The organism is Marseilla massiliensis (assembly GCF_023336985.1).
Classification (GTDB): Bacteria; Bacteroidota; Bacteroidia; order Bacteroidales; family Bacteroidaceae; genus Prevotella; species Prevotella intestinigallinarum.
In genome coordinates this window covers 1-24,936 of the sequence record NZ_JAMBLP010000017.1, presented here as the reverse complement: position 1 = coordinate 24,936, position 24,936 = coordinate 1, and the positions used below count along the sequence as shown (strand labels likewise).

Annotated in this window: 12 protein-coding genes and 1 pseudogene; 11 read left to right on the top strand and 2 right to left on the bottom strand. The window is 52.5% G+C overall.

Going from position 1 to position 24,936, the window contains the following annotated elements; translation table 11 throughout:
- Positions 1 to 885: 885 nt before the first annotated feature.
- The 11 genes from M3089_RS11430 (at position 886) to M3089_RS11380 (ending at position 24,061) form a co-directional block, all read left to right on the top strand.
- Positions 886 to 3,459, top strand: a complete 2,574-nt coding sequence (locus tag M3089_RS11430; RefSeq protein ID WP_249084218.1) for a rhamnogalacturonan lyase — start codon at positions 886 to 888, stop codon at positions 3,457 to 3,459.
- Between the two features lie 34 nt (positions 3,460 to 3,493).
- Entirely contained in the window at positions 3,494 to 4,318 is an 825-nt protein-coding gene (locus tag M3089_RS11425) for a hypothetical protein (RefSeq protein ID WP_205111788.1), read from the top strand.
- Positions 4,319 to 4,341: 23 nt separating this feature from the next.
- The gene (locus M3089_RS11420; RefSeq protein ID WP_394802281.1) at positions 4,342 to 7,536 is read left to right on the top strand and encodes a SusC/RagA family TonB-linked outer membrane protein; all 3,195 of its coding nucleotides are present in this window, start codon (positions 4,342 to 4,344) and stop codon (positions 7,534 to 7,536) included.
- A 3-nt stretch (positions 7,537 to 7,539) separates the two neighbouring features.
- Positions 7,540 to 9,594: a RagB/SusD family nutrient uptake outer membrane protein gene (locus M3089_RS11415; RefSeq protein ID WP_249084217.1), complete on the top strand. Its 2,055-nt coding sequence runs from the start codon at positions 7,540 to 7,542 to the stop codon at positions 9,592 to 9,594.
- A gap of 39 nt (positions 9,595 to 9,633) precedes the next feature.
- On the top strand, positions 9,634 to 12,447 hold the full coding sequence (locus M3089_RS11410; protein WP_249084214.1) for a SusC/RagA family TonB-linked outer membrane protein: 2,814 nt from the start codon (positions 9,634 to 9,636) through the stop codon (positions 12,445 to 12,447).
- Between the two features lie 151 nt (positions 12,448 to 12,598).
- Positions 12,599 to 14,260: a RagB/SusD family nutrient uptake outer membrane protein gene (locus M3089_RS11405; RefSeq protein ID WP_249084273.1), complete on the top strand. Its 1,662-nt coding sequence runs from the start codon at positions 12,599 to 12,601 to the stop codon at positions 14,258 to 14,260.
- A complete protein-coding gene (locus M3089_RS11400; protein WP_249084213.1) occupies positions 14,260 to 16,842 on the top strand; it encodes a glycosyl hydrolase family 28 protein in 2,583 nt (860 codons plus the stop codon). The genes M3089_RS11405 and M3089_RS11400 overlap by 1 nt, the downstream gene beginning before the upstream one ends.
- 337 nt (positions 16,843 to 17,179) lie before the next feature.
- On the top strand, positions 17,180 to 19,579 hold the full coding sequence (locus M3089_RS11395; RefSeq protein ID WP_249084211.1) for a glycoside hydrolase family 2 TIM barrel-domain containing protein: 2,400 nt from the start codon (positions 17,180 to 17,182) through the stop codon (positions 19,577 to 19,579).
- Between the two features lie 628 nt (positions 19,580 to 20,207).
- Positions 20,208 to 22,736, top strand: coding sequence for a glycosyl hydrolase (locus M3089_RS11390; RefSeq protein ID WP_249084209.1), 2,529 nt, complete (start codon positions 20,208 to 20,210; stop codon positions 22,734 to 22,736).
- Positions 22,737 to 23,157: 421 nt separating this feature from the next.
- Positions 23,158 to 23,565 (top strand): COG3415 family protein, encoded by a 408-nt coding sequence (locus tag M3089_RS11385; protein ID WP_249084208.1) that lies wholly within the window; start codon positions 23,158 to 23,160, stop codon positions 23,563 to 23,565.
- Complete coding sequence (locus M3089_RS11380; RefSeq protein ID WP_317236440.1) at positions 23,543 to 24,061, top strand: IS630 family transposase; 519 nt, start codon at positions 23,543 to 23,545, stop codon at positions 24,059 to 24,061. Before M3089_RS11385 ends, M3089_RS11380 begins: the two co-directional genes overlap by 23 nt.
- A 201-nt stretch (positions 24,062 to 24,262) precedes the next feature.
- On the opposite strand, the gene M3089_RS11375 is transcribed toward M3089_RS11380, so the two are convergent.
- Together M3089_RS11375 and M3089_RS11370 are read right to left on the bottom strand one after the other, a co-directional pair.
- Positions 24,263 to 24,562, bottom strand: coding sequence for a hypothetical protein (locus M3089_RS11375; RefSeq protein ID WP_249084207.1), 300 nt, complete (start codon positions 24,560 to 24,562; stop codon positions 24,263 to 24,265).
- Between the two features lie 100 nt (positions 24,563 to 24,662).
- Positions 24,663 to 24,936 (bottom strand): annotated as a pseudogene (locus M3089_RS11370) (hypothetical protein); the annotation flags it as partial.

Here is a 24,936-nt window from a genome sequence, read left to right as displayed (position 1 = left end):
GTAGCTCCTGTGCGTATCCGTTGCAATGTAGTTATGACAGACCTGAGCATTTGCCCAATTCAGGCTCTATGAGCCTTGGCAAAAGGTTCACATTGAGCCTGCAACTGTGTGGCGGTTGGCGCAGATGTGTTGGTTTTGGTCCGGAATGTTACCCGCCGGTGTCCTTTTTCCATTGTGCAACACAACAGGCGGTTGTTGCCCGTTTCCATGCAAGCGTGGCCCTGTCTGTCGATATGGCCCGTTCTGCACTGCAGAACGGCCTTTTCCAAGCTAAGAAACGGCCGGTTTTACGGGCTAAAACGGGCCATATCACAACTCGCTGGCAGCCAGGCAGTTTGCATAAACAGCCATTGCGCCACGAAAACATGGTTAAAATTGACAGTTGTAATTAATCAAAGGCATCATATAATAAGGCCTGCCATGCAGGCACAGCCGATGATGGTCTTGTCAAACAATCGCATCGCTGGTGGCAATGACGTTTAATGTAATTTTAGCGTTTGGTGTATTTTGCTCATTTTTTTCAACGTTCAACCATTGAATATGCGTAAGAGCCCTATGGTAGCCCGATTGTCTTTTTGTTGCAACTACCCGTAAGCAATGTCTTTCCCACACCCTTTTATAGGGTGTAACAGTGGCCCGAAAGGTGCTGATAGTCTAAAAATGGCTGTTTTTGTACGTTTGTGGCCCATTTTAGATAGTGCAGATATCTATATTTGCAGCACCAAAACCACTTGCAACCATTGCAACAGGCTTAAAGCCGTTTGGTGACTTCGGCGTTGCCGAGCTGTTGGTATTGAGGGCTCTTGGCGGTGCCTTCAAGTCGATGTAAAATAAAAATACTTCGTGCACTAATATGGCTGAAAACCAAAAAAACTATATAACAGTATGAGAAATATTCTAACCATAATGATTTGTTTCATGGCGTTCACACTGTCGGCCACGGCAAGTCTCGTTGCCGGAAGCAGGGGGCGTTCATTGGTTGCTTTGCCTTCGCAGTCGAGTGGGGTCTTCCTCAGTTGGAGGCTGTTGCCCGGTGATGATGCCGGTGTATCGTTTGATGTTTTGCGCGACGGCGAGGTGATAGCCTCCAACTTGATTCGCTCCACGTCTTTCGTTGACATGACCGGGACTCAGTCTAACACCTACAGCGTGGTCGTAAGGCAAAACGGCCGTGTGGTTGAGGAAACGCAGGTGGTGACTCCGTGGGCCGATGTCTTCACAACGTTGAGGGCCGACCGGCCCGCCGCCGGCCGTACTCCGTCGGGAGAGAGCTACTCGTACTTCCCGGGCGATTGCGCCGTGGCCGATGCCGACGGTGACGGGGAGTACGAACTGTTGTTAAAATGGGAGCCGACCAATTCGAAGGACAATGGTTCGACGGGCAACGGATATTCCGGAAACTGCATCATCGACTGCTATGAGTTTGGCGGCGAAAGACTATGGCGGGTGGATTTGGGAATAAACATACGTGCCGGTTCTCATTACACTCAGATTGTTTTCTACGACCTTGATGGCGACGGGCAGGCCGAGATGCTTTGCAAGACAGCCCCAGGGAGCAAGGACGGAACAGGGGCTTACGTCACCGAGGCAGCCTCAGACCCGGCGATAAAGGCTCTTGACAATGTGGAAGACCTGCGCAACCGCTCCAACGGACGCATATTCAGAGGTGCCGAGCTGTTGACCGTGTTCGACGGAAAGACCGGGAAAGCCATCCACACCGTGTGGTATTCACCCAACCGCGCCGGTGGACTGTGCGGTGTGGCCGACTATCCCGACGACGCGTTTTGGGGAGATGACTATTCCAATCGCAGCGAGCGCTATCTGTGTTGTGTGGCATATCTCGACGGGCAAGAGTCCAATCCGTCGGCCATCTTCACCCGCGGCTATTACACCCGGGCTTACATCTGGGCGGTTGACTTTGATGGCTCGCGGCTCGTTACGCGATGGCTTTCGGCGTCGACAGGCAAGGCCGACCTCACGCTTTATTCTCCCGACGGAAGCAGCGAGACCCGCCGATACCTTGAAAACACATCGGGCCGTCCGCTCGATGGGCCCGACGGGGTGGCCACCGAGGGCAATACCTGTTTCGGAGAAGGGGCCCACAATATATCTGTAGGCGATGTGGATGGTGACGGCCGCGACGAGATAATGTTTGGTTCGGCAGCACTCGACGATGACGGGTGGATGCTATACAGCACAGGCATGGGCCATGGCGACGCAATCCACCTCGGCGATTTCGACCCCGACCGTCAGGGGCTGGAGTTTTTCATGGTTCACGAGGAGGCCCCCTACGGCTATCATCTCATAGATGCCGGCACTGGCGAGATACTCATCTCTGAAGGCAGTGCAGGCGACAACGGCATGGGCACCATGGCCGACCTCGACCTGTCTGAGCGTGGGGCTGAGTTCTGGACGGCCGCATCTCCTGTAATCTATAATGTAAAAGGCGGGGAGATAGCCACGCTCGCAACCGACAAGCCACACAAGTTCAGGCTGTATTGGGACGGTGACCCGGCTGATGAGCTTTTTTACGACGCTACTGTCGACAAGTGGAACGGTGGCGGCAACTTTGACCATGTCATACAGATGTGGGCCTACGGCAATTCTTCGTCAACCAACGGAAAGCCCCACCCGTGCCTCATCGCCGATATCATGGGCGACTGGCGCGAGGAGGTCATCCTGTGGGATGATGCCGACTCTTGCACTCTGAACATCTTTACCACCAACATTCCTACAGAATGCCGAGTGCCTTGGCTTATGACCGACCACATTTATGAAATGGGCGTGGCCTGGCAGAACGTGGGTTACAACATGCCCCCTCACCTCGGCTATTACCTGCCTGATTACATATCGGAAAACCAACCCGACGACGGCAGCACTTCTATTGTCTACGATTTTACAGGCGTAGGCGTCAACAACAGTATTGTGGGCGTCGATTGGGGCAGCCCGGTGACACCGGCCGGAGAGCCTATGAGGCTGATAGCCCATGCCGGCAACGATTACGACAACCGCTTTGCGGGCAGCTTCGGCAGTGATGGCAGCACTTGGCGTTACCGCGATGCCAGCAGCACCTACGAGGGTTTGTGGTCGCAGGGGGGCATGGCTAAACTGGCAGTTCTCGGTTTGCACGTCGGCGACGAGGTTACATTCAACCTTTGCAAGGGGTCTGTGCTGACGTTCGACAATAAGGGAATGGCAGGAGGAATCGTGGCTGTCGAGGCAGGCGAAAGCACCGTAGTGGTGGCGGCCGCCGGAGACATGGTCGTTACAGCCGGTGCCGGAACGTATATCCGCAGTATCTCGATACGCTCAGAATCAGGCCATGACGAGTCGGGCATAAGCACAGCCACAGGCATGAGGCAAGCAGACGGGGAGTATTATACGCTCTCTGGGTTGCGCGTGGACAACCCGCGCAAGGGAATTTATATCCGTAATGGCAAAAAGATAATAATAAAATAACTCAATTATTCAATACAACTAAAAACTTAAGGCAATGAAAAAAATCTATTCTGTTATTGCGATGGCAATGTTTGCTATGGGCATCAATGCCCAGGTTACCTACGATTTCACTACTGTGGCCCCGGCCCCCGCGGATGGCGGCGGCATAGTCAACCCTGCCTATGGCGAAGGAAACACCACGGATGGCGACCATGTGTTCTCAATCCATTCCAAGACAGACGGGGCAGACATTCCCATGGTATACCTCGTGGCCCCCGACGGTACAGACTACGACAAGCGCATTGGAATACACAACCGGGGTAAGAGCTGGGTGTTCCGCAACACAGCCGATGCCGTTTGGCGCGGATTGTGGTCGCAATACAACAATCGTTACCTCTCCATAATGGATCTTCACCCCGGAGATGTGGTTTCCATTGTGCTCAGCCCAAACGACAGCAACAGTGGGTTTGTGTTTGACGACAAAGACCTTGACCAGGACGAAACCGGGCGCTACGGCTCTATGACAAGGGCTGAACTGAACCAGGCATTGGTGGATTACTATGGCGGAGATCCCGACTATATGGAAAACCAGGGTATAACCGAAGAGGAGCGCAACCGCGTGAGCGAGCAGTTCAAGACCGTTTCGTTTCAGATTTACGACGGAATCACCGACCCGACCGTAAACCTTCTGCTAATGTCTGAATCGGGAATATATATCGAAAAACTGACCATCGCGTCTGCCGGAGAGGCCGATGCGATAGAAAAAGTGGACTATGTGGTAAAGGGCGATGGCCATTGGTATGATATTAACGGGCGCAAGGTGGACTCGCCGGTGAAGGGACTTTACATACATAATGGCAAGAAGGTCGTTCTGAAGTAAGAGGCAATAAAACTCTTTGGTATATGAACAGGAGATTATTATTGGCGACTCTGCAGGCTTCGGCGTTCCTGGCGCCATCCGTATTTGCCGTTCCGGCAATGGCGGAGGCGGCCGGGATTGCCGTAAGTCAGCAGGTTGTGACGGGTGTTGTCGTCGATGACATGGGCGAAGCCGTCATAGGAGCCACGGTGACGGTGGATGGTGGTGATGCCTCAAAGGGAACTCTCACAGACATCAACGGACGGTTCTCTATCAATGCGGCTAAGGGGGCAAGGCTTCGCATAACGTATGTTGGTTACAAGCCGGTAGTGGTGGCGGCTCAAAACGGAATGAGAGTGCAGCTCCAGTCAGAAGAGGTAAGCCTGAGGGGAGTGGAAGTCGTGGCTTACGGTGTGCAGAAAAAAGTGACTGTTACCGGTGCTTTGTCGAGCGTGAAAGGAGCTGAGCTTACTCGTACGCCGGTAAGTTCTGTTAATAATGTCATTGCAGGCCAACTCTCGGGTGTAACCTCTGTGCAGTATTCCGGCGAGCCCGGAAGCGATGCGGCAACAATTTTTGTGCGTGGGCAAGGCACATGGAGCGATTCGTCGCCGTTGATACAGGTCGACGGCGTGGAGCGTTCGATGTCAGACATCGACCCTGAAGACATCGAAAGCATCACTGTGCTGAAGGATGCCTCGGCAACTGCCGTGTTCGGAGTGCGCGGAGCCAACGGCGTGGTGCTCATCACTACAAAGCGTGGAACAGAGGGAAAGGCAAAGGTTGACGTATCGACGTCTTTCTCGGCCTTGGCTCCTACAAAGATGGTTGAACAGGCCGGCAGCTATGGCTACGCACAGTTCTACAACCAAATGCAGCTCAACGATTTTGATGCGTCTGGCGGGGCTGAGTTTACGCCGATGTTTTCCGACGCGGTGTTGCAGAAGTTCAAGGACGGCAGCGACCCCATACGCTTTCCGAGCATGCAGTGGGCCGACTACATAATGAAAGACGTTACACTGCAAACCAAGCACAGCGTTAACGTGAGCGGCGGCACGAAAAACCTGCGTTATTTCGTCTCTGCAGGAATGATGACACAGGGTGGGCTGTTCAAGGAGTTCAACCAGGACTACGACTATGGCTATCAGTACAATAGGTTTAACTATCGTGCAAACTTGGATTTGGACGTAACCCAATCGACAACAGTGTCGTTCAACGTGGCAGGCAACGTGAGCAATGCCGACAAGCCAAATACCGGTGGCGGGTCGTCGGGCCTTATCATGACCATGTATCAGGCCACACCGTTTTCCAGCCCCGGCATCATAGACGGCAAGTTCGTGAGCACCAGCACCGATTATTCCGACGGGGTGACGCTTCCTTTTGTAGGCGGCAACGGACTGTCTTACTTTGGCAACGGCGGTATAGGCGACATAGAGGCCATCAACGGGGGCCATATCTCGACAAACATCAATAAACTGCAGATTGACCTTCAGTTGCAACAGAAGCTCGATTTCGTCACAAAAGGCCTGCTGCTCAAGTTGAAAGGAGCCTACAACAACCAGTTCAACGTGGTTAAGAGCGGTACTGTGACCAAGGCAACTTATTATCCCATACTCGATGAAGATGGCAAAATCGTCTATCGCAAGTATGGTGAAAACGGATTGCAGACCTACGAAGAGGAAACGGGCAAGGCGCGCGACTGGTATTTTGAGGCGTCGTTAAACTACAACCGCACGTTTGGTGACCACACTTTTACAGGTCTGCTGCTTTACAACCAAAGCAAGACGTATTATCCGTCGACGTACCGCGATGTTCCGCGCGGTTATGTCGGGCTTGTTGGCCGAGCCACTTACGACTACCAAAACCGCTATCTGGCCGAGTTCAACATAGGCTACAATGGCTCGGAGAACTTCCATCCCGACCGCCGTTTCGGCACGTTCCCCGCCGGATCCGTTGGTTGGGTGGTGAGTGAGGAGAAGTTTTTCAAGCCCCTTGACGGGGTGGTCAGCTTCCTGAAAATGCGCGCTTCGTGGGGCCTTGTGGGCAACGACCGCATAGGCGGAAGCCGTTTCATGTACACATCCGATCCGTATGTGGTCGGCGATGGCCAATACTTAGTGCGCGACGGCCACGGCTATAACTTCGGAATAGACAATGCAACACTGCACATGGGGGCTTACGAGATGGCCAAGAACAATCCAGACGTGTCGTGGGAGAAAGCTTTCAAGCAAGACTATGGCGTTGACATCAACTTCCTTGACAATCGTTTACGCACAACATTTGACTATTACTGTGAGCACCGCACAAACATATTGCTGCAAGACATGACCGCCCCGAGCTATGTGGGCTATGCTGTTCCATACGCAAACTTGGGAGTTGTAGACAGTTGGGGCTGGGAACTAAGCCTTAAGTGGAATGACAACATCGGCAAGGATTTCCGTTATTGGGTTTCTGTAAATGTGTCTTATAACCAGAACGAGATAAAGGAAAAGAAGGAAGCTCCGCTAAAAAACGACTACCAATATGAGAAAGGGCATCGCATAGGGGCTCGTTATATGTATCAGTTTTTCCGATTCTATGATGAAGACACGCCGCGACTTTACGAAGAAACCTTCGGCGAGCCGTTCCCCAAACAGCTCGTTGACCTGAAGGATGGCGATGCGGTGTTTGTGGACCTCGACCATAACGGCATCATCGACGACAACGACAAGACGCGCGCCATTGGCTATACGGACGACCCTGAGTACATTGCCGGCATTAATTGTGGGTTCAGTTACAAGGACTGGGAGTTCAGTATGCAGTGGACCGGGGCATGGAATGTTTCGAGAATGATTGAAGATGTGTTCCGCATTCCGTTCAAGTCGCGCACAGGAATGAGCGATGGCGGACTATTGCAATACCATATCGACCATACATGGTCGCCCGACAACCCCGGCCAAGACTACGATTATCCGCGTGCTACATGGGCAAACGGCTTGAACAACAACTATCTTGACTGCTCTCTTTACGAAAAGGATGCCAAGTATCTAAGGCTGAAAACCATTGCGTTGGCATATAATTTCCATGCTGATTTCTTGAAAAGAAAGTTGGGAATCAATAATTTGCAAATCGCAATAAGCGGCTATAACTTGCTTACGTTCACTCCGTTTATATGGGGAGACCCGGAGACCCGGACGAGTTCGGCGCCGTCCTATCCGCTACAGAAAACGTATACAGTAAGTCTGAAACTTAATTTTTAAAATATGAAACGGTGTAATTACAATACATTCAAAGTGTGTCTGCAAAAGGCATTTGCATTGCTCGGCCTTGTGGCTGCGCTGCTGCCGGTGGCATGCACAGACCAAGTGCAGTTCGGCGGGGCTTTCCTCGAGAAAGCTCCGGGCGGGACTGTGACAGCTGATACGGTGTTCTCAAATGCAGAATACACACGCGAGTTTCTTGCCAATGCCTACGCATACCAGTACTATAACCTGCCATGTAAGTCGTCAAACGGTTCACCTCAGTGCCTTAACTATTGGAAAGGGATGCCCGACGCTTTGGGCGACACCCATCATTTGTTCTACAGTTCGTCGAAGGTCTTTACCGATTATTACAATGGATCGCTTACTTCTTCACCCGACGCCAAGAATAATGGCGGGGTATATCCGTACCTGAATGAGCACATCTGGGAGACTGTGCGCAACTGCTGGCTTCTGATTGAGAATGTTGACCGAGTGCCAAATATGTCAGAAAGTGAAAAAGAGTGCATCAAGGATGAGGCCCGGTGCTTGATGGCTTATACCTATTTTATTGCTTTCCGCTTCTATGGCGGTCTGCCAATCATACGCAGTACGTTTACCGGGAGCGAGGAAGAATACACAAACGGGCGCGAGTCTGCCAGAAATACGGTCGACTTCATGCTGGAACTGCTTGAGACTGTCATTGCCAACAATAACCTTCCGTGGAAATACACCGGTGCCGAGGCTTATTCAAAGACCGGGCACTGGACTATGGCTGGTGCCATGGCGCTCAAGTGTCAGGTGCTGTTGTTTGCTGCTTCGCCACTGTTTAATGACAATCTGCCATACTACAGCGGTCAGTATACTATGGAGAACGACGCCTGCACTTGGTTCGGTTCTTACGACGCAAGCCTTTGGACTGACCTCAGGCTGGCATGCAAGGATTTCTTCGACACTCTGTCTCAAAACGGTGGATACCATCTGGTGCAGCCTGCAGGGCACACCCAAGAAGACTATAGGTATGCTTATCGTTATTCATACCTATTCCAAGACAGTCCCGAGATAATCCATAGTGTCAGGGTGAGCACAAGCACCAGCGGCAACAACTACCAGTGGTTCAACCTCCGCAACAACGAGCGCATGTCGTATTGTCCCACCGAAGAGTATATTGAGATGTTTCCGTGGGCCGACGGAACGCCGTTTGATTGGGAAGCCGACAGTCTGGCCGGTAGGCTTGACACGATGTTTGTGGCTGGCGACTCGCTGCCCGACTACCAGTTATTGCAGAACCGACGCTACACGCGAGACCCGCGATTGTATGAGACTGCTGCCGTCAATGGCGCCTTGCAGACCATCAATTGGGGCGACGGGCGGACGAGTGGGCAGCCCTATGAGAACTGGGTGGGTGGCACTACGGCCGGAACGCAGCCTGCAACTAATACCGGCATATATGCCACCGGGTATAAAAACCTGAAATATATTGCCGGAGATGCATACGACAAACAGTATCCGCAGTGGTCTCCTCTGCTGCTCAGTGATATGTATCTAACCTATGCCGAGGCCATAATACAAGATGGCGGAAGCCTGACTGAAGCCATAGGATATATCGATGCCGTGAGGGCGCGAGTGGGATTGGGCGGACTTGCAGAGTGCAATCCTACAAAAAACCTGACCGGCAACAGGGAGGCACTTCTCGAGGAGTTGCTCAGGGAGCGTGCCTGTGAGCTGGGTTTGCAAGGTGCGCGATACTTTGACTTGATACGTTATAAGCGTGCGGCCGATTTCGAGAAACCTCTCCATGGCTTGCGTATCTACTGGCTGAAGAAAGACAGCGACGGGAATTGGCAGCGTAATGAGGAGCAGTGGTACAACAAGTACTACGATACACGGAGCGTAAGGGATAATCCTGATCATCCAATGTATTACGAGCCGTCGCACTTCGAGTTCGAACGGTTCGAGATAACAACCGGTTCGCGTGTATGGTGGAACAAGGGTTTTGACACAAAATGGTATCTGCAGCCCTTTCCTATCACAGAAGTCAACAAGGGGTATGGCCTTGTACAGAATCCGGGATGGTAAACCGTTTATTGCAGAACATCATATTAATAATAACGAAACATGAATCAAAGATATTCCATCATATTCACATTGCTTGCAGGGATGGCAGCTCCTGCATCGGCGCAGAACGACTCCACGGTGGTCGAATCGTTTGTCGGGCAGCCTGTAGATGTGGGGGCTGAAGTGGTGCTGACGCGTGAAGAGTCTACGGCGGCAGTCTCCGTCATTACCGAGCGTGATACAGACAGACGCAGTGCAAAGAACATCGGCAACAGCATAATTGGCCAAGGCAACGGCCTTATATCCCTTCTGGGGAGCGGAAGCTATGCCACGCAGAACCCAACGTTCTACGTCAGAGGCCTGCAAACGCTCAATGGCAACGACTCGCCATTGATACTCGTTGACGGTATTGAGCGCGACATAACCACCGTCACACCCGAGGAGGTGGCTTCGGTGAGCGTGCTCAAGGATGCGGCTGCAGTGGCTCTTTATGGCTATAAGGGTGTCAACGGCGCGGTGCTTGTCACTACAAAGCGCGGAAAATCAAACTCGCGAAGCATCAAGTTTACTTACGACCATCTGTTCAACAGCATCATCAATAAGCCAAAGTTTGTCGATGCCTATACATACGGCAAGGCAATCAACGAGGCCCGGGCTAACGACGGACTCAGTTCGCGTTATAACAGCAATGAGCTTGACGCTTTGCGCGATGGCACTTACCCATATCTCTATCCCAATGTAAACTGGGTTGACGAGACATTTCGCGACCGTGCAATGACCAACAAGTATAATCTGCAGTTTCAGGGTGGTACAGACAAGTTCTTGTATTACGCCATGGTAGACCTCATTACCGACAAGGGGTTCGTTAGGAACCATGACAACAACGACGGGTATTCCACTCAGGACAAGTATGTTAAGGGCAATATGCGCATGAACATGGACATAAATCTTACCCCAACCACTCTCGTCAAAGTCAATCTGCTCGGAGTCTTGGCCGAAGAATCCGGCCCTGGCAATCAGGCAGACCTGTGGGATATGGTTTACACATTGCCCGCGTCTGCATTTCCGGTAAAGAGTTCCGGCGGAACTTGGGGCGGCAGCAATACATGGGCGGGAACGCTTAATCCCGTTGCCCAGTCGTCGGGGGCGGCTTATTACAAGAATCATTCCCGCTCACTCTATGCTGATATTTCCATCTGTCAAGACCTCGGCAGTTGGCTCAAGGGGCTCGGGGCATTTGTTCGTACAGGCTATGACAACACGGCAAACATATTTGAAGACCATTCAAAGACCTACGTTTACAGTGTTGTTGTGCCAAACTGGCCTGATGCCGCCGCCGAGCCCACAAGCACCGAACAGACGTATGGTGTTGACAGTCCGATGGGCGATGAGGCCGGTGTCGAAACTTATAGCCGCAGGTTTCATTTCGACGGAGGGCTTAAGTTCATGCGTGAGTTTGGCGACCACAGCCTTTACACACAGTTGAAATGGAAATATGAATACGAGGATCCCGAGGGAGTGAACAACACGGTATATCGTCAGGATGTTTCATTGTGGGCACACTATGGTTACAGACAGCGCTACTTTGCAGACATTGCCTTGGTTGAGAGTGGCAGCAGCCGCCTTGCTCCCGGTTCTAAATGGAATTTCTCGCCAACAGTCTCTGCCGCATGGATCGTTTCTCGCGAAGATTTCATGAAGGATGTTGGCTGGGTGGACTTTCTGAAGTTACGTGCTTCGGCCGGCATTATCAACGCCGATTATCTTCCGGGCGACAATGTGTGGTCGTATTATGAGCAGCAATACACCATGACAGGTGCAACTTATCCATTCGACAGCGGCTGGAATACCGACTTTACATCAACCGGTCTGGGGCAGTTGGCTACGGTCAACCCCGGTCATGAGAAGGCATACAAATATAATGTTGGAATGGATGCCAGGCTTTTTGGCTCTCTTGATGTCACCCTCGACCTCTACATGCAGCATCGCACAGACATATGGGTCTCGTCTGCAGGCAAGTATTCAACGGCCATAGGAATGGTTGCCCCTTATGAGAACGCGGGCATAGTGGACAGCCGCGGACTGGAGCTGGGACTTGATTACCAAAAAGAGTTTGGCCCTGTGGCGTTTAACTTGGGCTGTAACCTGACTCTTACACACAATGAAATAAAAGAACAGCTCGAAGAGCCGCGCCTTTATCCAAATCTTGTGCAGACGGGCCATTCTGTCGGACAGATTTACGGACTCGAGGCCATAGGCTTCTTTGCCGATGAGGCCGACATTGCCTCCAGCCCCACACAGACATTTTCTACGGTAAGACCTGGCGACATAAAGTATCGAGATGTTAATGGCGACAATAAGATAGACGCCAATGATGCCATTGCCATAGGCAATAATGGCACGGTGCCGAGTGTGTTCTACAACATCCGCCTGGGTGTTGAGTATAAGGGCATAGGCCTTTACGCCCTGTTTCAAGGTGTAGGTCGCTATACTGCCAACCTTAATGCCAAGAGCATGTACTGGCCGCTCATCGGCAACACCAACATTTCGCAGTATGCTTATGACAACCGGTGGACGCCCGACAACAAAGACTCCAGGTTTCCGAGGCTTAGCAGTCAAAGCAACGCCAACAACTATCGCAACTCTACGCTTTGGCTCGAAGACCGCTCGTTCTTTAAACTCCGCGACCTCGAAGTTTATTACAACCTGCCTCAGTCGGTATTGAAGGCCACAAAGATTGTGAACGGTGCCAAGCTGTACGTTCGCGGGACAGACCTTTTCAGCATAGACAGCATCGAGGAAAACGATCCGGAGGCTTTGGGCATTTACCCGGTTTACAAGAGTGTGGCCCTTGGATTGAGCGTTACGTTCTGACGCAATGCGAGGGCAGTTGGATTGATCTTTAGATACGAAAATAATAAATAATTCGATTATGAAGCTATGCATAAGCCGGAAAGGTTGGGCTGTGGCTCTTTGCCTTTCCACCGTTTCTTCCTTTACCTTCCTCTCGTCGTGCAGCGACAGGATGGACTACAAGGAATATAACATATACGACAGAGACTATATTGTAAAGAACTTCGGGAACGTGGGCGGTTTCATGACAACCCTCTACAACTATGTTGACTACGACTTCGGCAACTTTTCTTCGGGTGCCATGCTTGCCTCGGCTTCCGACGAGAGCGAATATAGCAAGATGGGCAACGGCATTGAGGACTTCTACAATGGGGCGTGGAGCCCATCAAATGCTAAGGAAGACCTGCCGTCGGCATGGGTCAAGATGTACCAAGGCATAGCAACGGCCAACGAATTTCTGGATAAGTTTCAAGGCGAGGTGTTTGATGAACTTAAGTACAACCCCGATTATCGGGCCCAGATGCACCGCTATGAAAACTACAGGTATGAGGCCCGTTTCATGCGTGCTTACTTTTATTTCAACCTCGTTAAGACCTATGGAGGGGTTCCACTCATCGATTGCGTGATGTCTCCCAATGAAGTCAACAGCCTGGCCCGTGCCTCCTCAGACAGCATCTTTGCATTTATAATAGGTGAGTGTGATGCCATACAGGACTCGATAGTTGCCGATTATTCCGACTTGGGTGAATACGCGCTTGACACAGAGGAGACCGGGCGCGCCGACCGCCTGGCCGTCATGGCCTTGAAAGCGCGTGCTGCTCTGTATTGGGCCAGTCCGCTGTTCAATCCATCGGGCGACAACGGGCGCTACCATGCGGCTGCACTCTACACAAAACAACTGCTCGATGCCTGCGAGGAGCGGGGCAAGGGGCTTACCGCCAACTACAGAGACTTGTGGAATTCACGGTCTTACAACACTCAGGCTATTGTCAAGGAGATAATCTTCGGGCGCAGATATTCATCGTCATCGGCCGGCGACCATCTTGTCGAGGGCTACAACTATCCTGCCGGCATTGAGGGCGGTGCAGGCGGAAACTGTCCAACCCAGACCCTCGTCGACGCTTACGACATGATAAACGGCAGGCCAATAGGCGACCCGGCGTCGGGCTACGACCCGGCCAATCCGTATGCCAACCGCGACCCGCGACTTGCTGCTACGGTGGCAACCAATGGCGACGTATGGCCGTCGTACCAGTCGAAGGCCCTCCAGACCTATTATGGCGGGGCTAACGGTGAGCCGCTTGAGGGCGCCACTCCTACTGGATATTATCTCAAGAAGCTGTGCAATGGCAGCATTTCGCTGGCAAGCAACAGTACGATGAAGGATGCCACGCACACTTGGCTGACGTTCCGGGTGGGTGAGTTTTGGCTCAACTATGCCGAGGCCATGTTCCGATACACCGGCAGTGTGTCGGCAACGACTCCCGATTTGCCCGTGTCTGCCCTCGAGGCCGTTAACATGACGCGCAGGCGTGCCGGTGTGGGCGACATAACAGACACGGCCCCCGGCGCATTCTGGGAACGTTACAAAAACGAACGGATGGTTGAACTTGCCTTCGAGGGCCATCGCTTTTGGGACGTGCGCCGCTGGGAAGAGGCCGACAAGCACTTCACAAGTATAACGGAGATGAAGCTCACCACAGCTGCCGACGGCACCGTGACATACACCAGGAACAAGGTGAACCGGCAGTGGGACGACAAGATGTACTTGTTCCCAATACCGCAGACAGAGATACTTAAGAACCCAAACCTAAAACAAAACCCGAATTGGTGATGGTAAGATTGGCTTTTTTCATTATGTTGTCTGTGGTTGGGCTTTTGCCCGTTGGCGCACAGGCGTATAATAGTGTCAGGCCCGGGCAACTGTGGCTCGACACCGACGGCAAGCCCATACAAGCACATGCACCGCAGATATTGGTCAAAGACGGTGTTTACTACTGGTATGGTGAGAACAAGGAGAAGACAACTCTGGGCTCCAACGTGTGGACATGGGGCATCAGGGCATACCGTTCCACCGACTTCTACAATTGGGAAGACCTCGGGCTTATCATAAAGCCAGATACTGTCAATCCGCTTTCGCCACTCCATTATTCGCAGACTCTTGACCGCCCGCACATCATCTACAACCGGAAGACAGGCAAGTGGGTGTGCTGGATAAAGTCGATGGATACCGACGGCTACTTTGTCATAATGCAGGCCGACCGTTTTGAGGGGCCATACGCGCTGGTCAGGAGCTTCAAGCCTGAGGGTTTCGGTGTCGGCGACTTCGATATGTATGTAGATGAAGTCAGCGGCAAGGCTTATGTATGGTTTGAGCGGCCACACTGGGAGATGGTTTGTGCAGAGCTAACCGACGATTTTCTTGGCACCAACGGCAACTATTCCGAGCACTTCGTGGGTTTGCTGCCACCCTATACGCGCGAGGCCCCGGCCCATTTCGTGCGCAACGGACGCCACTATATGTTCACAAGCGGCACCACCGGCTATGTGCCCAACCCGTCGAGGGTGTGTGTGTTCGACTCATACCATGGCGAATACACCGACTTGGGCTGCCCCCACGTTGGCGATAAGTACAGCGATTCGTTTGGCTCACAGATATCGTCGGTGGTCAGGATTCCCGGAACAGGTCTTTATGTGGCCCTTGCCGACCGATGGTTGCCTGCGCTTGCCGGCACCGACATACCTGTGCGCATAGCCCGCGACTACGAGCGCCGCTACAAGGGGCGCAAGCCGTTTGAACGCGATTTCACACAACCGAAAACAAAAGACAAGACTGGCATGAAGCGCACCAAGTGGGACACAACCGCTGGTTCGCGCTATGTGTTCCTGCCGGTAACGTTTGATGCCGACGGCAAGCCCGTAATCCATTGGGTAGACGAGTGGCGTATCGAAGATTATGCTGTGCCATCGCGTGCCGACGTCGGGCCCGGCGCCATGCCCGAAGAGATAGAAGCGGTGGCGGCTCCCTTTGCCATGCCGCAGCTCCGGCGGCCCGAGTTCCCCGACCGCAAGGTAGTTGTCTCACTGAAAAAAGGAAAAACAAATACACGCATCATACAGGAAGCCATCGACAAGATGAGTCTGGATGGGGGCGGAACGGTGGTCATCCCCGCCGGCGAATGGCTCACGGGGCGCATCGAGCTGAAGAGCAACGTTTGCCTGAACATTCCCGAAGGGGCTGTGCTGAGGTTTAGCGGGCTCATACGCGACTATCTCCCGGTGGTCTTCACTCGCGACGAGGGCATAGAGATATACTCGCTCGGAGCGTTCATCTATGCCAACAATGCCGAGAACATAGCGGTCACTGGCGGCGGAAAGATAATCGGGCCGTCAACCGACTGTGAGATTTTTGCCAACAACAGTGCCAAGGCTCTGAACATAGAGGCCATCTGCCGCAATGGTGAGATGCCTTTGCCGGAGCGGGTGTTCGACGGAGAGAACAATGACGGCGAGGTGTTCCTGCCCAAGACCATAGCCCCGATAAACTGCCGCAACGTGCTGATAGAGGGCGTTACCCTTGAGCGGGGGCTTTATTGGAACGTCGTTCCGCAGTACTGCGAGAACGTAATCATACGCGGTGTCACCGTAAGCTCTTACGGACACGGGCGCACCGACGGCATAGACGTGGAGTCGTCAAGAAACGTGCTCATAGAATATTGCTCGCTCGATTGCCAAGACGACTGTTACACAATGAAATCGGGGCGTGGTGTCGACGGTCTGCGCGTTGGCCGGCCCACAGAAAATGTTGTTGTGAGGAAATGCCTTGCCCTGCGCGGTGCCGGCGGCATAGTGTGCGGAACCGAGGTGGCCGGAGGTGTGCGTAACGTTTACTGCCACGACTGTGTGTTCGACGGCACCGACCAGGCTTTTCGCTTCAAGACTCTCCGGACAAGGGGCGGGGGCGTGAGCAACGTCACTGTTGAGCGTGTGCGGGCCCGTGTCACGGGGGCAGCTTTTTATTGCGACATGCTCGGTTCGATGAAGTGGGGAGGCGATTTGGCCCGGCGCTATCCTGTGAGGGAGATAACCGAGGCCACGCCCGACTTCAACACCATTGTCGTTGACAACGTTAGGATAGACAGTTGCGCGCAGCTTGTCAAGGCGGTAGGCTTGCCCGAACAACCGTTGCGCAACGTGCTGTTGAGCCGGGTGAAGGCCAGATGCGGCCAGTTTATGTTCATGCGTGACACTGAGTCGTTCGTACTGAAGGATGCCGATGTCGAAGCCTCCGACCCTTCGGCCACAATCGACGGGTGCAGTGGGATGATGATGCTCGGCGTGATGGTCAATGGCAGGAGATTTGACAGCATGTCCTGTAGCTTGGTGAGGTCAATGCCGGTTGTCTGTTCAGAATGATTTCAGCCATGCAATTTTGTGTTTCAAATGCGTTTATAAGTAGGTGTTCAAAATTAATTGCCATCAAATTGTGCGCTATGTAGGAGATGCATGCCCAAGTCCGAAGAGAGAGCGTAGCGGGCTACGCAACCGATGAGACTTTGGTATGCGGCCCGAAAGAGCACACAAGATGGTGGCAAAGATATAGAGGACACCTGCAAGGTCTATTGTATCGGTTAATTTTGAACAGCTACTTATATCATCGGGCTGCATCATGCCGGCTGTGTTGCACTTCAAGCTGACGGTGGCAGATGACGTAAAATGCTATTTTTTATAATGATAAAACAACTTAACGACTATGAATAGAAACAAATGTTTAATGGTTTTGGCCGGGCTTATGCTTTCGGCGTCGGTTATGGCCGAGGGCGAAAGGATGTCGATGCTGATGAACTTCGACTGGAAATTTAAGCTCGGCGAGACCGACGGTGCACAGGCCGCTGCCTACGACGATTCTTCCTGGCGCAGCCTTGACTTGCCACACGACTTCCAGATAGAGATGCCGTGGAACGAGAAGGCGAGCCGTTCGCGCGGGTTCAAGGATATGGCCACGGCTTGGTATCGCAAGACTTTTGCCGCCAGTGGCGATTGGAAGGGCAAGCGTGTCGTCCTTGACTTCGAAGGTATCATGCTGCACGGCGATGCTTACCTCAATGGAACTAAGGTGGGCGGTACGGACTATGGTTATCTTGGCTTTGAGGCCGACGTCAGCGGGCTGATTAAGTACGACACGCTCAATGTGCTGGCAGTGCACTGTTCCACAGGCGAGGCCTCCGATTCGCGATGGTATACGGGAGGGGGGCTTTATCGCGATGTGCACCTTGTGGTCAAGAACCCCGTATCGGTGGCCCGCCATGGCATTTATGTCACAACGCCTGAAGTGTCGGAGCAGAGGGCAACGGTAGATGTGCAAGTTGAGGTGGAGGGCATAAGAAACAAGAAATGCGACCTTGTCGTCAAGACGACAATACTCTCGCCAGACGGTCAGGTGGTGGGCCGGTCAGAGGTGGCCGCGCCCAAAGACAGCAAACAGCCTACGGTAGAGGTTGGCCTGCCGCAGTTGTCAATAGCCAATCCGCGCCTGTGGTGGACTGAAAAGCCCGACCTTTATACGGCCGAAGTGGCGTTGGTGCTCGACGGGAAGACCGTAGACAAGGTAAGCCAACGGTTCGGGATACGCACCATTGAGTTTTCAAATGACTTCGGCCTAAAGCTCAACGGCAGGAAGATATTCCTGAAGGGGGTGGCCTGCCACCAAGATTACGGTGCAGTGGGAGTGGCTGCCTATGAGACAAGCATAGCGCGGATGATGGACAGGTTGAAGGAGTTTGGCTTCAACCACATACGCACCAGCCACAATCCCTACAGCGAATCGTTTTTGCGTCTGGCCGACGAGAAAGGCATTTTGGTGGTCGACGAGCTGTACGACAAGTGGAGTAACACCATTGCCTGGGCCGGCCGGCGGCCGTGGACATCCATCTGGTGGGAGAATGTGATAGAGTGGGTGAAGCGCGACCGCAACCATCCGTGTGTCATCATGTGGAGCCTTGGCAACGAACTTCAGTTTCAGGAAGAGCGGTGCGGATTTCCCACGCGCGACTGGGGCGTTACGGCTTACAACATAATGAACACCCTCGTAAAGCGTTTTGACCCTACGCGCAAGACCACCGTGGCCATGTATCCGGCCAGGGCCAACGGCATTGTGAAACATAGCAAGGAGTTTCGGATGGAGCAGAACATCGTCCCGCCCGAACTGGCCACCAAGACCGAGGTTGCCAGCTTCAACTATTGCTGGGAAGACTATGGCAAATATCTGGAGAAAGCTCCCGGCATGATTGTTTATCAGAGTGAAGCCACGACAAACGAACTGTCGGCACCTTACTTCGGAATGGATCGCGACAAGATGGTGGGGCTGGCCTACTGGGGGGCGATAGAGTATTGGGGAGAGTCTAACATCTGGCCCAAGAAGGGTTGGGACTATTCGTTTTTCCGCCATTCGTTGGAGCCAAACTCGCAGGCATACCTTATGAAAAGCATCTTTGAGCCCGAGGAGCCGTTGGTGCATATAGGCATAGCAGGCAAGGTTGACACGCTATTGTGGAACGACATAACAGTGGGGCAGACCCGCGTAACGAGCCACTGGAACAGAGAGCCGGGCAAGAAATATACGGTGAACGTTTATACAAACGGAGACGAAGTGGAGTTGTTTGTCAACGGCAACAGCCTCGGAACAAAGCGTAACGACAACAAGCGCAAGCCGAACATAATAACTTGGAAAGGTGTTGAATATGTTCCCGGTGCCATTGAGGCTGTGGCAAGGAAAGACGGAAAGCCGGTAGCGCGCCACCGTGTTGAGACGGCGGGTGAGCCGGTAAGCTTGAAGATGGTCGCTGAAAACACTGGATGGAAGGGTGACGGCATGGACTTGCAGTATGTCAGGGTGTATGCCGTCGACCGTAAAGGCAGGGTAGTGCCTACGGCTGTAGGTAGGGTTAGTTTTGAAGTTGAGGGAGCTGCGCGCCTGATTGCCGTTGACAACGGCGACCATTCGTCGGGTGAGCTGTTCTGTGGCAACAGCAAAGCGCTTTACGAGGGGTTCGCCATGGCCATTGTGCGCTCTGCGCGTAAGCCCGGAAAGGTGAGGGTCACTGCAAGGTGCGACGGTTTGAAGTCGGCAAGTGCAACGTTGGTTACAGAATGACGTGGCGGTTGCTTGTGGTGGTTACACTGCCGGTGGCTTATGGCGGGTGCCCGACGGTTGGCGGATGCCGGCATCCAGGCCTGCTTGCAAATATGCAACCGACGCAGGCATGGTCGTCGTTGGTTTGGCGCTCCTGCCGTTTGGCCTTCCAAAACGGCTCTTTCGGCACTGCAGAACAGGCTGTTTCGGCGCCTGAAACGGTGTTGGTTGCAGGCTCGCATGGCTGGCTTTGCAATGTGCTGCCTGTCAGTCGGTTGCGAGCGCATGGCGCTGTTAGGGCCATTAACATAAAAATGTTAACGGCTGTTTCGGGCCGGAGGCAATGGCAGGCACTGCCAAGGGTGATGCTTGTCGGTGGCGTGAGATATTCTGCTGCTTGCGTTTTTACTTTTTTTGAATTGCATAATAAAACATGGATGAATTCGTTTTTTCAAGTAGTTACGGTTGTCAACCGCGGGCAGGCTCCCTTGCTGCCGTCATGGGCTTGTGGGCATGGCAGCAGCGGCCATGGCCTTAGGTGACGTGGCCCTGTGTGGCCGGCGCAGGCTTTTGTCGGTCTGCCACAGCTCAATGTGCCCGGCAAGTTGCTTGCCCGAATATAGAGTAATTGCAAAACATCTTATACATAATGAAAAAAAGACTATTGACTACGTTAATGGCCATGGCAACCATGGCATCGGTGGCGGCCGACGACGCCTTGTGGCAACGGTTTGTCAGTCCTTCCGACGAGGCCCGCACCAAGGTTTGGTGGTTTCATGGCGAGACAGAGACAACGGAAGAGGGCATCGACGCCGACCTTGAGGCATTCAAGGAGAAGGGTGTCGGTGGCGTGGTTTTCTATGACCAGGTTCACGGCGATGCGGCCGGGGCGTTCCCGTCCATGTCTCCTGAGTGGTGGCGCATGCTGAAATATGCTGCCCGCAAGGCCCGTCAGTTGGGCCTTACGTTTGAAGTGGCCGCAAGCAACGGCTACGTGTCGGGCGGCCCATGGATAACGCCGGAGCTTGGCATGCGTAAGACCGCCATGGTCGATACGGTGGTCACGGTGGCCGAGCGGCAGAGCGTGACGTTGCGCTTGGCATATCCGGGTAAGGGCTTCTCGGACATTGCCACTGTGATGTTTCCCGACCGGGAGTCATTGAAAGACATCTGCATAGAGCCGCGCAGGCTCACTGCCGAGGACAACCGCCAGCTGACAATAAGCTACGATGCCGGGCGCACTTTGAGCATAGCCGCGATAAGCTATGCCACCAACCCTCGCGGCAAGGGCTCTACGGGCTCGATGAACATTCCGGGCAGGCCCCGGGAGCGTTATTTCGGGGCTGGGTTTGTTGACCTGCCGCCTATAGGCGACCTCGAATACAGTGTCGACGGCAAGACATGGGAGCGGGCCGCGCAGTTGCCTGCCGTAGAAAATGTGATAGGGCACAAGAGCAAGGAGCGCACCGTGAGCTTCCCATCTGTAAGCGGACGCTACTTCAGGGTGAGGCTGCACGACTGGATGGACAGCGAAGGCAAGCTGAACAAGCTGCAGATAGAGAACGTGCGCCTGTCTGCGCGCGACCGCATAGACAACTGGCAGGTGAAGGCCGGTTTGCGAACAGAGGTGTATTACCCGCACGAAGAGGGGGGAAACACTGGGGCCGTAGACCCCGCAACGGTGAGCGATGTGTCGGGGCTGGTGGGGCCCGACGGCACCCTCACGCTGACACTTGAGCCGGGCACGTGGCACATAATGCGCTTTGGCCATGTGCCTACGGGCGGGCGCACCAAGCACGGGCGCAAAAACCTGCTTGGCCTGGAGGCCAGCGTGATGTCGGCCGAGGCTGCACGGGTTCATTATGACCATTACTTCGGTGCCATCTGCGATACCCTGTCGGCAATTGGCTGCAAGCCCGACGGCATGGCCATGGACAGCCATGAGGCCGGCATACAGAATTGGGTGGAAGGCTTCGAGAAACGGTTCAGCCGTATCAACGGGTATGACATAACCACGTGGCTGCCCGCCCTTGCCGGGTACATCGTGGGCGACAGGGGCAAGACGGAGCGTATGTTGCTCGACTTCCGCAAGGCCATAGCGTCGACAATCAGCAGTGAGTTTTATTCCACCTTTGCCCGCCTGTGCCATGATGATGACGTGAACTTCACGTCGCAGGCCATGCTCAACATCGACGCCGACAACATATCGTGCCGAGGCCGTGTGGACAAGCCTCAGGGAGAGTTTTGGGCTTACCAGGCAAACGGCAACTACGATTGCCTTGATGCGGCGTCGGCCGCCCACCTTTATGGCCACGCCATTGCGTCGGCCGAGGCTTTCACAGACTCACCTTACCGTTCTACTTGGGACGAGTTGCTGCGCATAGCCAACCTTGCCTACTGCAAGGGGACAAACGAGTTTGTGGTTTGCGCATCTTCATATCAGCCTTGGCTCGACCGTAAATATGACGACGACAACAGCAAGCATCCGTACATCTTCCACCGCCTAAACCCCAATTGGGCCACGTCAGGCAAGTTCTGGAACTACCAGGCACGCTGCTCACAGCTGTTGCGTGAGGGCAGGCCAGTGGTAGACCTGTGCATATACCTGGGCGAGGACTTGCCGCTAAAGACAATGGCGTATAAACTGCCTATCGTGCCAGAGGGCTACAACTTTGATGTCTGCACGTATGACGCTCTGATGCACCGCTTCTCGGTTGCATCGCAGGACACGGCACAGGGCAGGCTGGCCGTAAGTGGCGGAATGCGTTACAAGGCACTTGTAATACAGGACCGCACGTTCGTATCTGCCGAGGCGCAGCGCAAGATAGAGCAGCTGGAGCGTGGCGGTGTGCCTGTGATATGGTGCAACCGTGGGGAGACCGTGGCCGAAGGGCTGCGCCGGCATGGCATCGGGCCTGACCTTGCGCTGCGTAGTGCCGACAAACCTTCTGACAAGGTTTGCTTCTACCATCGCCAGGCCGATGGGGCCGACATATATTTCGTTTACAACCATAGCAGCAACGACTATGATGCTCCCGTGACCCTGCGTACAAAATTTGGCACGGCTGAGATATGGAACCCTTATACGGTGGAGCGCAAAAAGGCAAGCATGACTGCGGGAAAGACTGTGCAACTGCATCTTGAGCCCTACCAGAGCGCTTTCATTGTGGCAAGATGAGTTGTGTTGAGGCCGGATGGGCCCGGAAAAACGAGTGCCGTGATTGAGCTGTATGTCGGGCTCAATTGCGGCACTTGGCTTATTGCGTCGATATGTCTTGGCCATGCCACAACCGGGCTTCCATTTATTTCAATCATTCAATGTCTCTCTCCTGGCCTTATGTGTGACCTGGCGTGGTTTCGCCTTGCTTCGGCAAGGCGAAAGGGGTTGATATCCGTGAAGGCGGTTGTGTGATTGTTGCGCCCAATTGCAATGAATTTCAAGCTATAGTTGCGGTGGCTTCCGGGTGAAGGGGTGTCTGGACATACTTCATGGTTGACTTGTGTGGCAGTTTTATTCTTCACAGATAAGTAGATGTTCATAATTAGTTTATATCATAAATATTTGATACCTTTGCCTGATAATCCTCAAAGCTATCTCTATGGGCAAAGTCAAATCAATCACATTAACGGATTCCGAACTCTTATCTTTGGAGGCAGGCCTCCGAAATGGTTCGAGCCATTGCTTCCGGATGCGTTGTTGTGCCGTATTGCTCAAATCAGCAGGTTTTTCAAGCAAGGCCATAGGTTTGCAGACAGAAATGTCGCATGTGTCCGTCAACTTTTGGGTAAAACGTTTCTTGGCGGAAAGCATCAACGGCTTGCAGATCCGCCCCGGCCGTGGGCGCAAACCTATCATGGACTGTACGGACGAGGAAGTTGTCCGCAAAGCCATCGAACAGGACAGGCAGAGCGTGAGCAAAGCCAGGGAAGCCTGGCAGAAAGCCACGGGCAAGGAAGCGAGCGACCTTACGTTCAAGCGTTTTTATCAGCATTGGCGCAAGATATAAGCGAATAAGAATACGCCCAAGGGGAGTACCCTCGCCGCAACTCTATGCGTATAAGAGCGAGAAGTTGCAAGAACTTGAACATCTGAACAGAGACGGCAAAATAGACCTCTATTATGCCGATGAAAGTCATGTATGCACAGAAGGCTATGTGCCTTACGGTTGGCAATTCCGTGACGAAGATGTGTATGTCCCTTCCCAAAAGGCACAAAGAATCAACATCTTCGGCATGATAGACCGAAACAACCGCTATCATGGATTCACCACGACTGAAAGCATTGACGCGGACAAGGTCGTTGAGTACCTCGATGACTTTTCCTTGCGCACAAAAAGAGATACATTCATCGTGCTTGACAATGCTAGCGTACATCGGAACAAGAAAGTGCGGGAACTGAGAGCACTGTGGGAGAAACGTGGGCTTTTCCTCTTTTACCTTCCGCCGTATTCCCCGCACCTGAACCTTGCGGAAGCCTTGTGGAGGATAATGAAGACCAAATAGATCAGACCGCAGGACTATGCAAGTAACGACAACCTCTTTTACACCGTCAATAGGGTATTGGCGGCTGTTGGGGATACATTGGGAATTAAACTTAAACATTATGCTGCTTAATTTTGATTACTTACTTAGTTACTTACTCTTAATATCTATGGGTTTATGTGCAAGACTCACTCCAACAGATTTCTATATCTCTAAAATATCTCATTTTGTGGTTGATAATATCCCTGTAATAAAGGCTTTTGTTGCGCACCATAAATCATCTTCAATTTTCAAAACTAGTATAGTTAAAAGTCGTAAGAAAACCAAATATGCGATATGATGTTTCTCAGTATCTTCTTCGGAAATAATGCAACCATGAGCATAGAGGTTTCGATATGCAAATCCATTGGTGAACTCTTCATTATCCATGTAGTAGCTAAAGTATCGTTTCTCTTCTTTCGTCAATAAATTGTCATTTTTTATAAGCCAACCTTTATTTAACATCTCATCAAGGTACCTCATTCCTTTTTCAGAATAATGCCAATAAGAACAAGCTCGATATTCCCATAGTGATTTTAGTATAATTTTAAAATCATTATTTGGCATAGATAGCTGTCCGTCTTTACTTTTTTTTTATGACATCATGCGATAAAAGGAAATCTATGTTAGTTTTTTGATACTCTTCATAGAATTCATAATATACTTCTTCGTTATTTAATAAATCAAAAAGATTATGGTAATGCTTTTCCTTAAAGGGCTTAACATAACCAAGTAGAGTGTTAGAACCAAAAATGCAGTTTAGTATTACACGAATTTCTGAAGAGTCTTCATTAATTTCATAATACTTGTTAAATAAAAGACTTTTGCCTTCTGTCATTTTCAAAGGCTTGCTTAAC

What these genes read in the sequence shown, in the direction of transcription:
- M3089_RS11420 (WP_394802281.1), top strand. Translation starts at nt 4,342, where the DNA reads ATGAACAGGAGATTATTATTGGCGACTCTGCAGGCTTCGGCGTTCCTG.
- M3089_RS11425 (WP_205111788.1), top strand. Translation starts at nt 3,494, where the DNA reads ATGAAAAAAATCTATTCTGTTATTGCGATGGCAATGTTTGCTATGGGC.
- M3089_RS11405 (WP_249084273.1), top strand. Translation starts at nt 12,599, where the DNA reads ATGGACTACAAGGAATATAACATATACGACAGAGACTATATTGTAAAG.
- M3089_RS11415 (WP_249084217.1), top strand. Translation starts at nt 7,540, where the DNA reads ATGAAACGGTGTAATTACAATACATTCAAAGTGTGTCTGCAAAAGGCA.
- M3089_RS11375 (WP_249084207.1), bottom strand. Translation starts at nt 24,562, where the DNA reads ATGAGGTACCTTGATGAGATGTTAAATAAAGGTTGGCTTATAAAAAAT.
- M3089_RS11385 (WP_249084208.1), top strand. Translation starts at nt 23,158, where the DNA reads ATGGGCAAAGTCAAATCAATCACATTAACGGATTCCGAACTCTTATCT.
- M3089_RS11390 (WP_249084209.1), top strand. Translation starts at nt 20,208, where the DNA reads ATGAAAAAAAGACTATTGACTACGTTAATGGCCATGGCAACCATGGCA.
- M3089_RS11430 (WP_249084218.1), top strand. Translation starts at nt 886, where the DNA reads ATGAGAAATATTCTAACCATAATGATTTGTTTCATGGCGTTCACACTG.
- M3089_RS11410 (WP_249084214.1), top strand. Translation starts at nt 9,634, where the DNA reads ATGAATCAAAGATATTCCATCATATTCACATTGCTTGCAGGGATGGCA.
- M3089_RS11395 (WP_249084211.1), top strand. Translation starts at nt 17,180, where the DNA reads ATGAATAGAAACAAATGTTTAATGGTTTTGGCCGGGCTTATGCTTTCG.
- M3089_RS11400 (WP_249084213.1), top strand. Translation starts at nt 14,260, where the DNA reads ATGGTAAGATTGGCTTTTTTCATTATGTTGTCTGTGGTTGGGCTTTTG.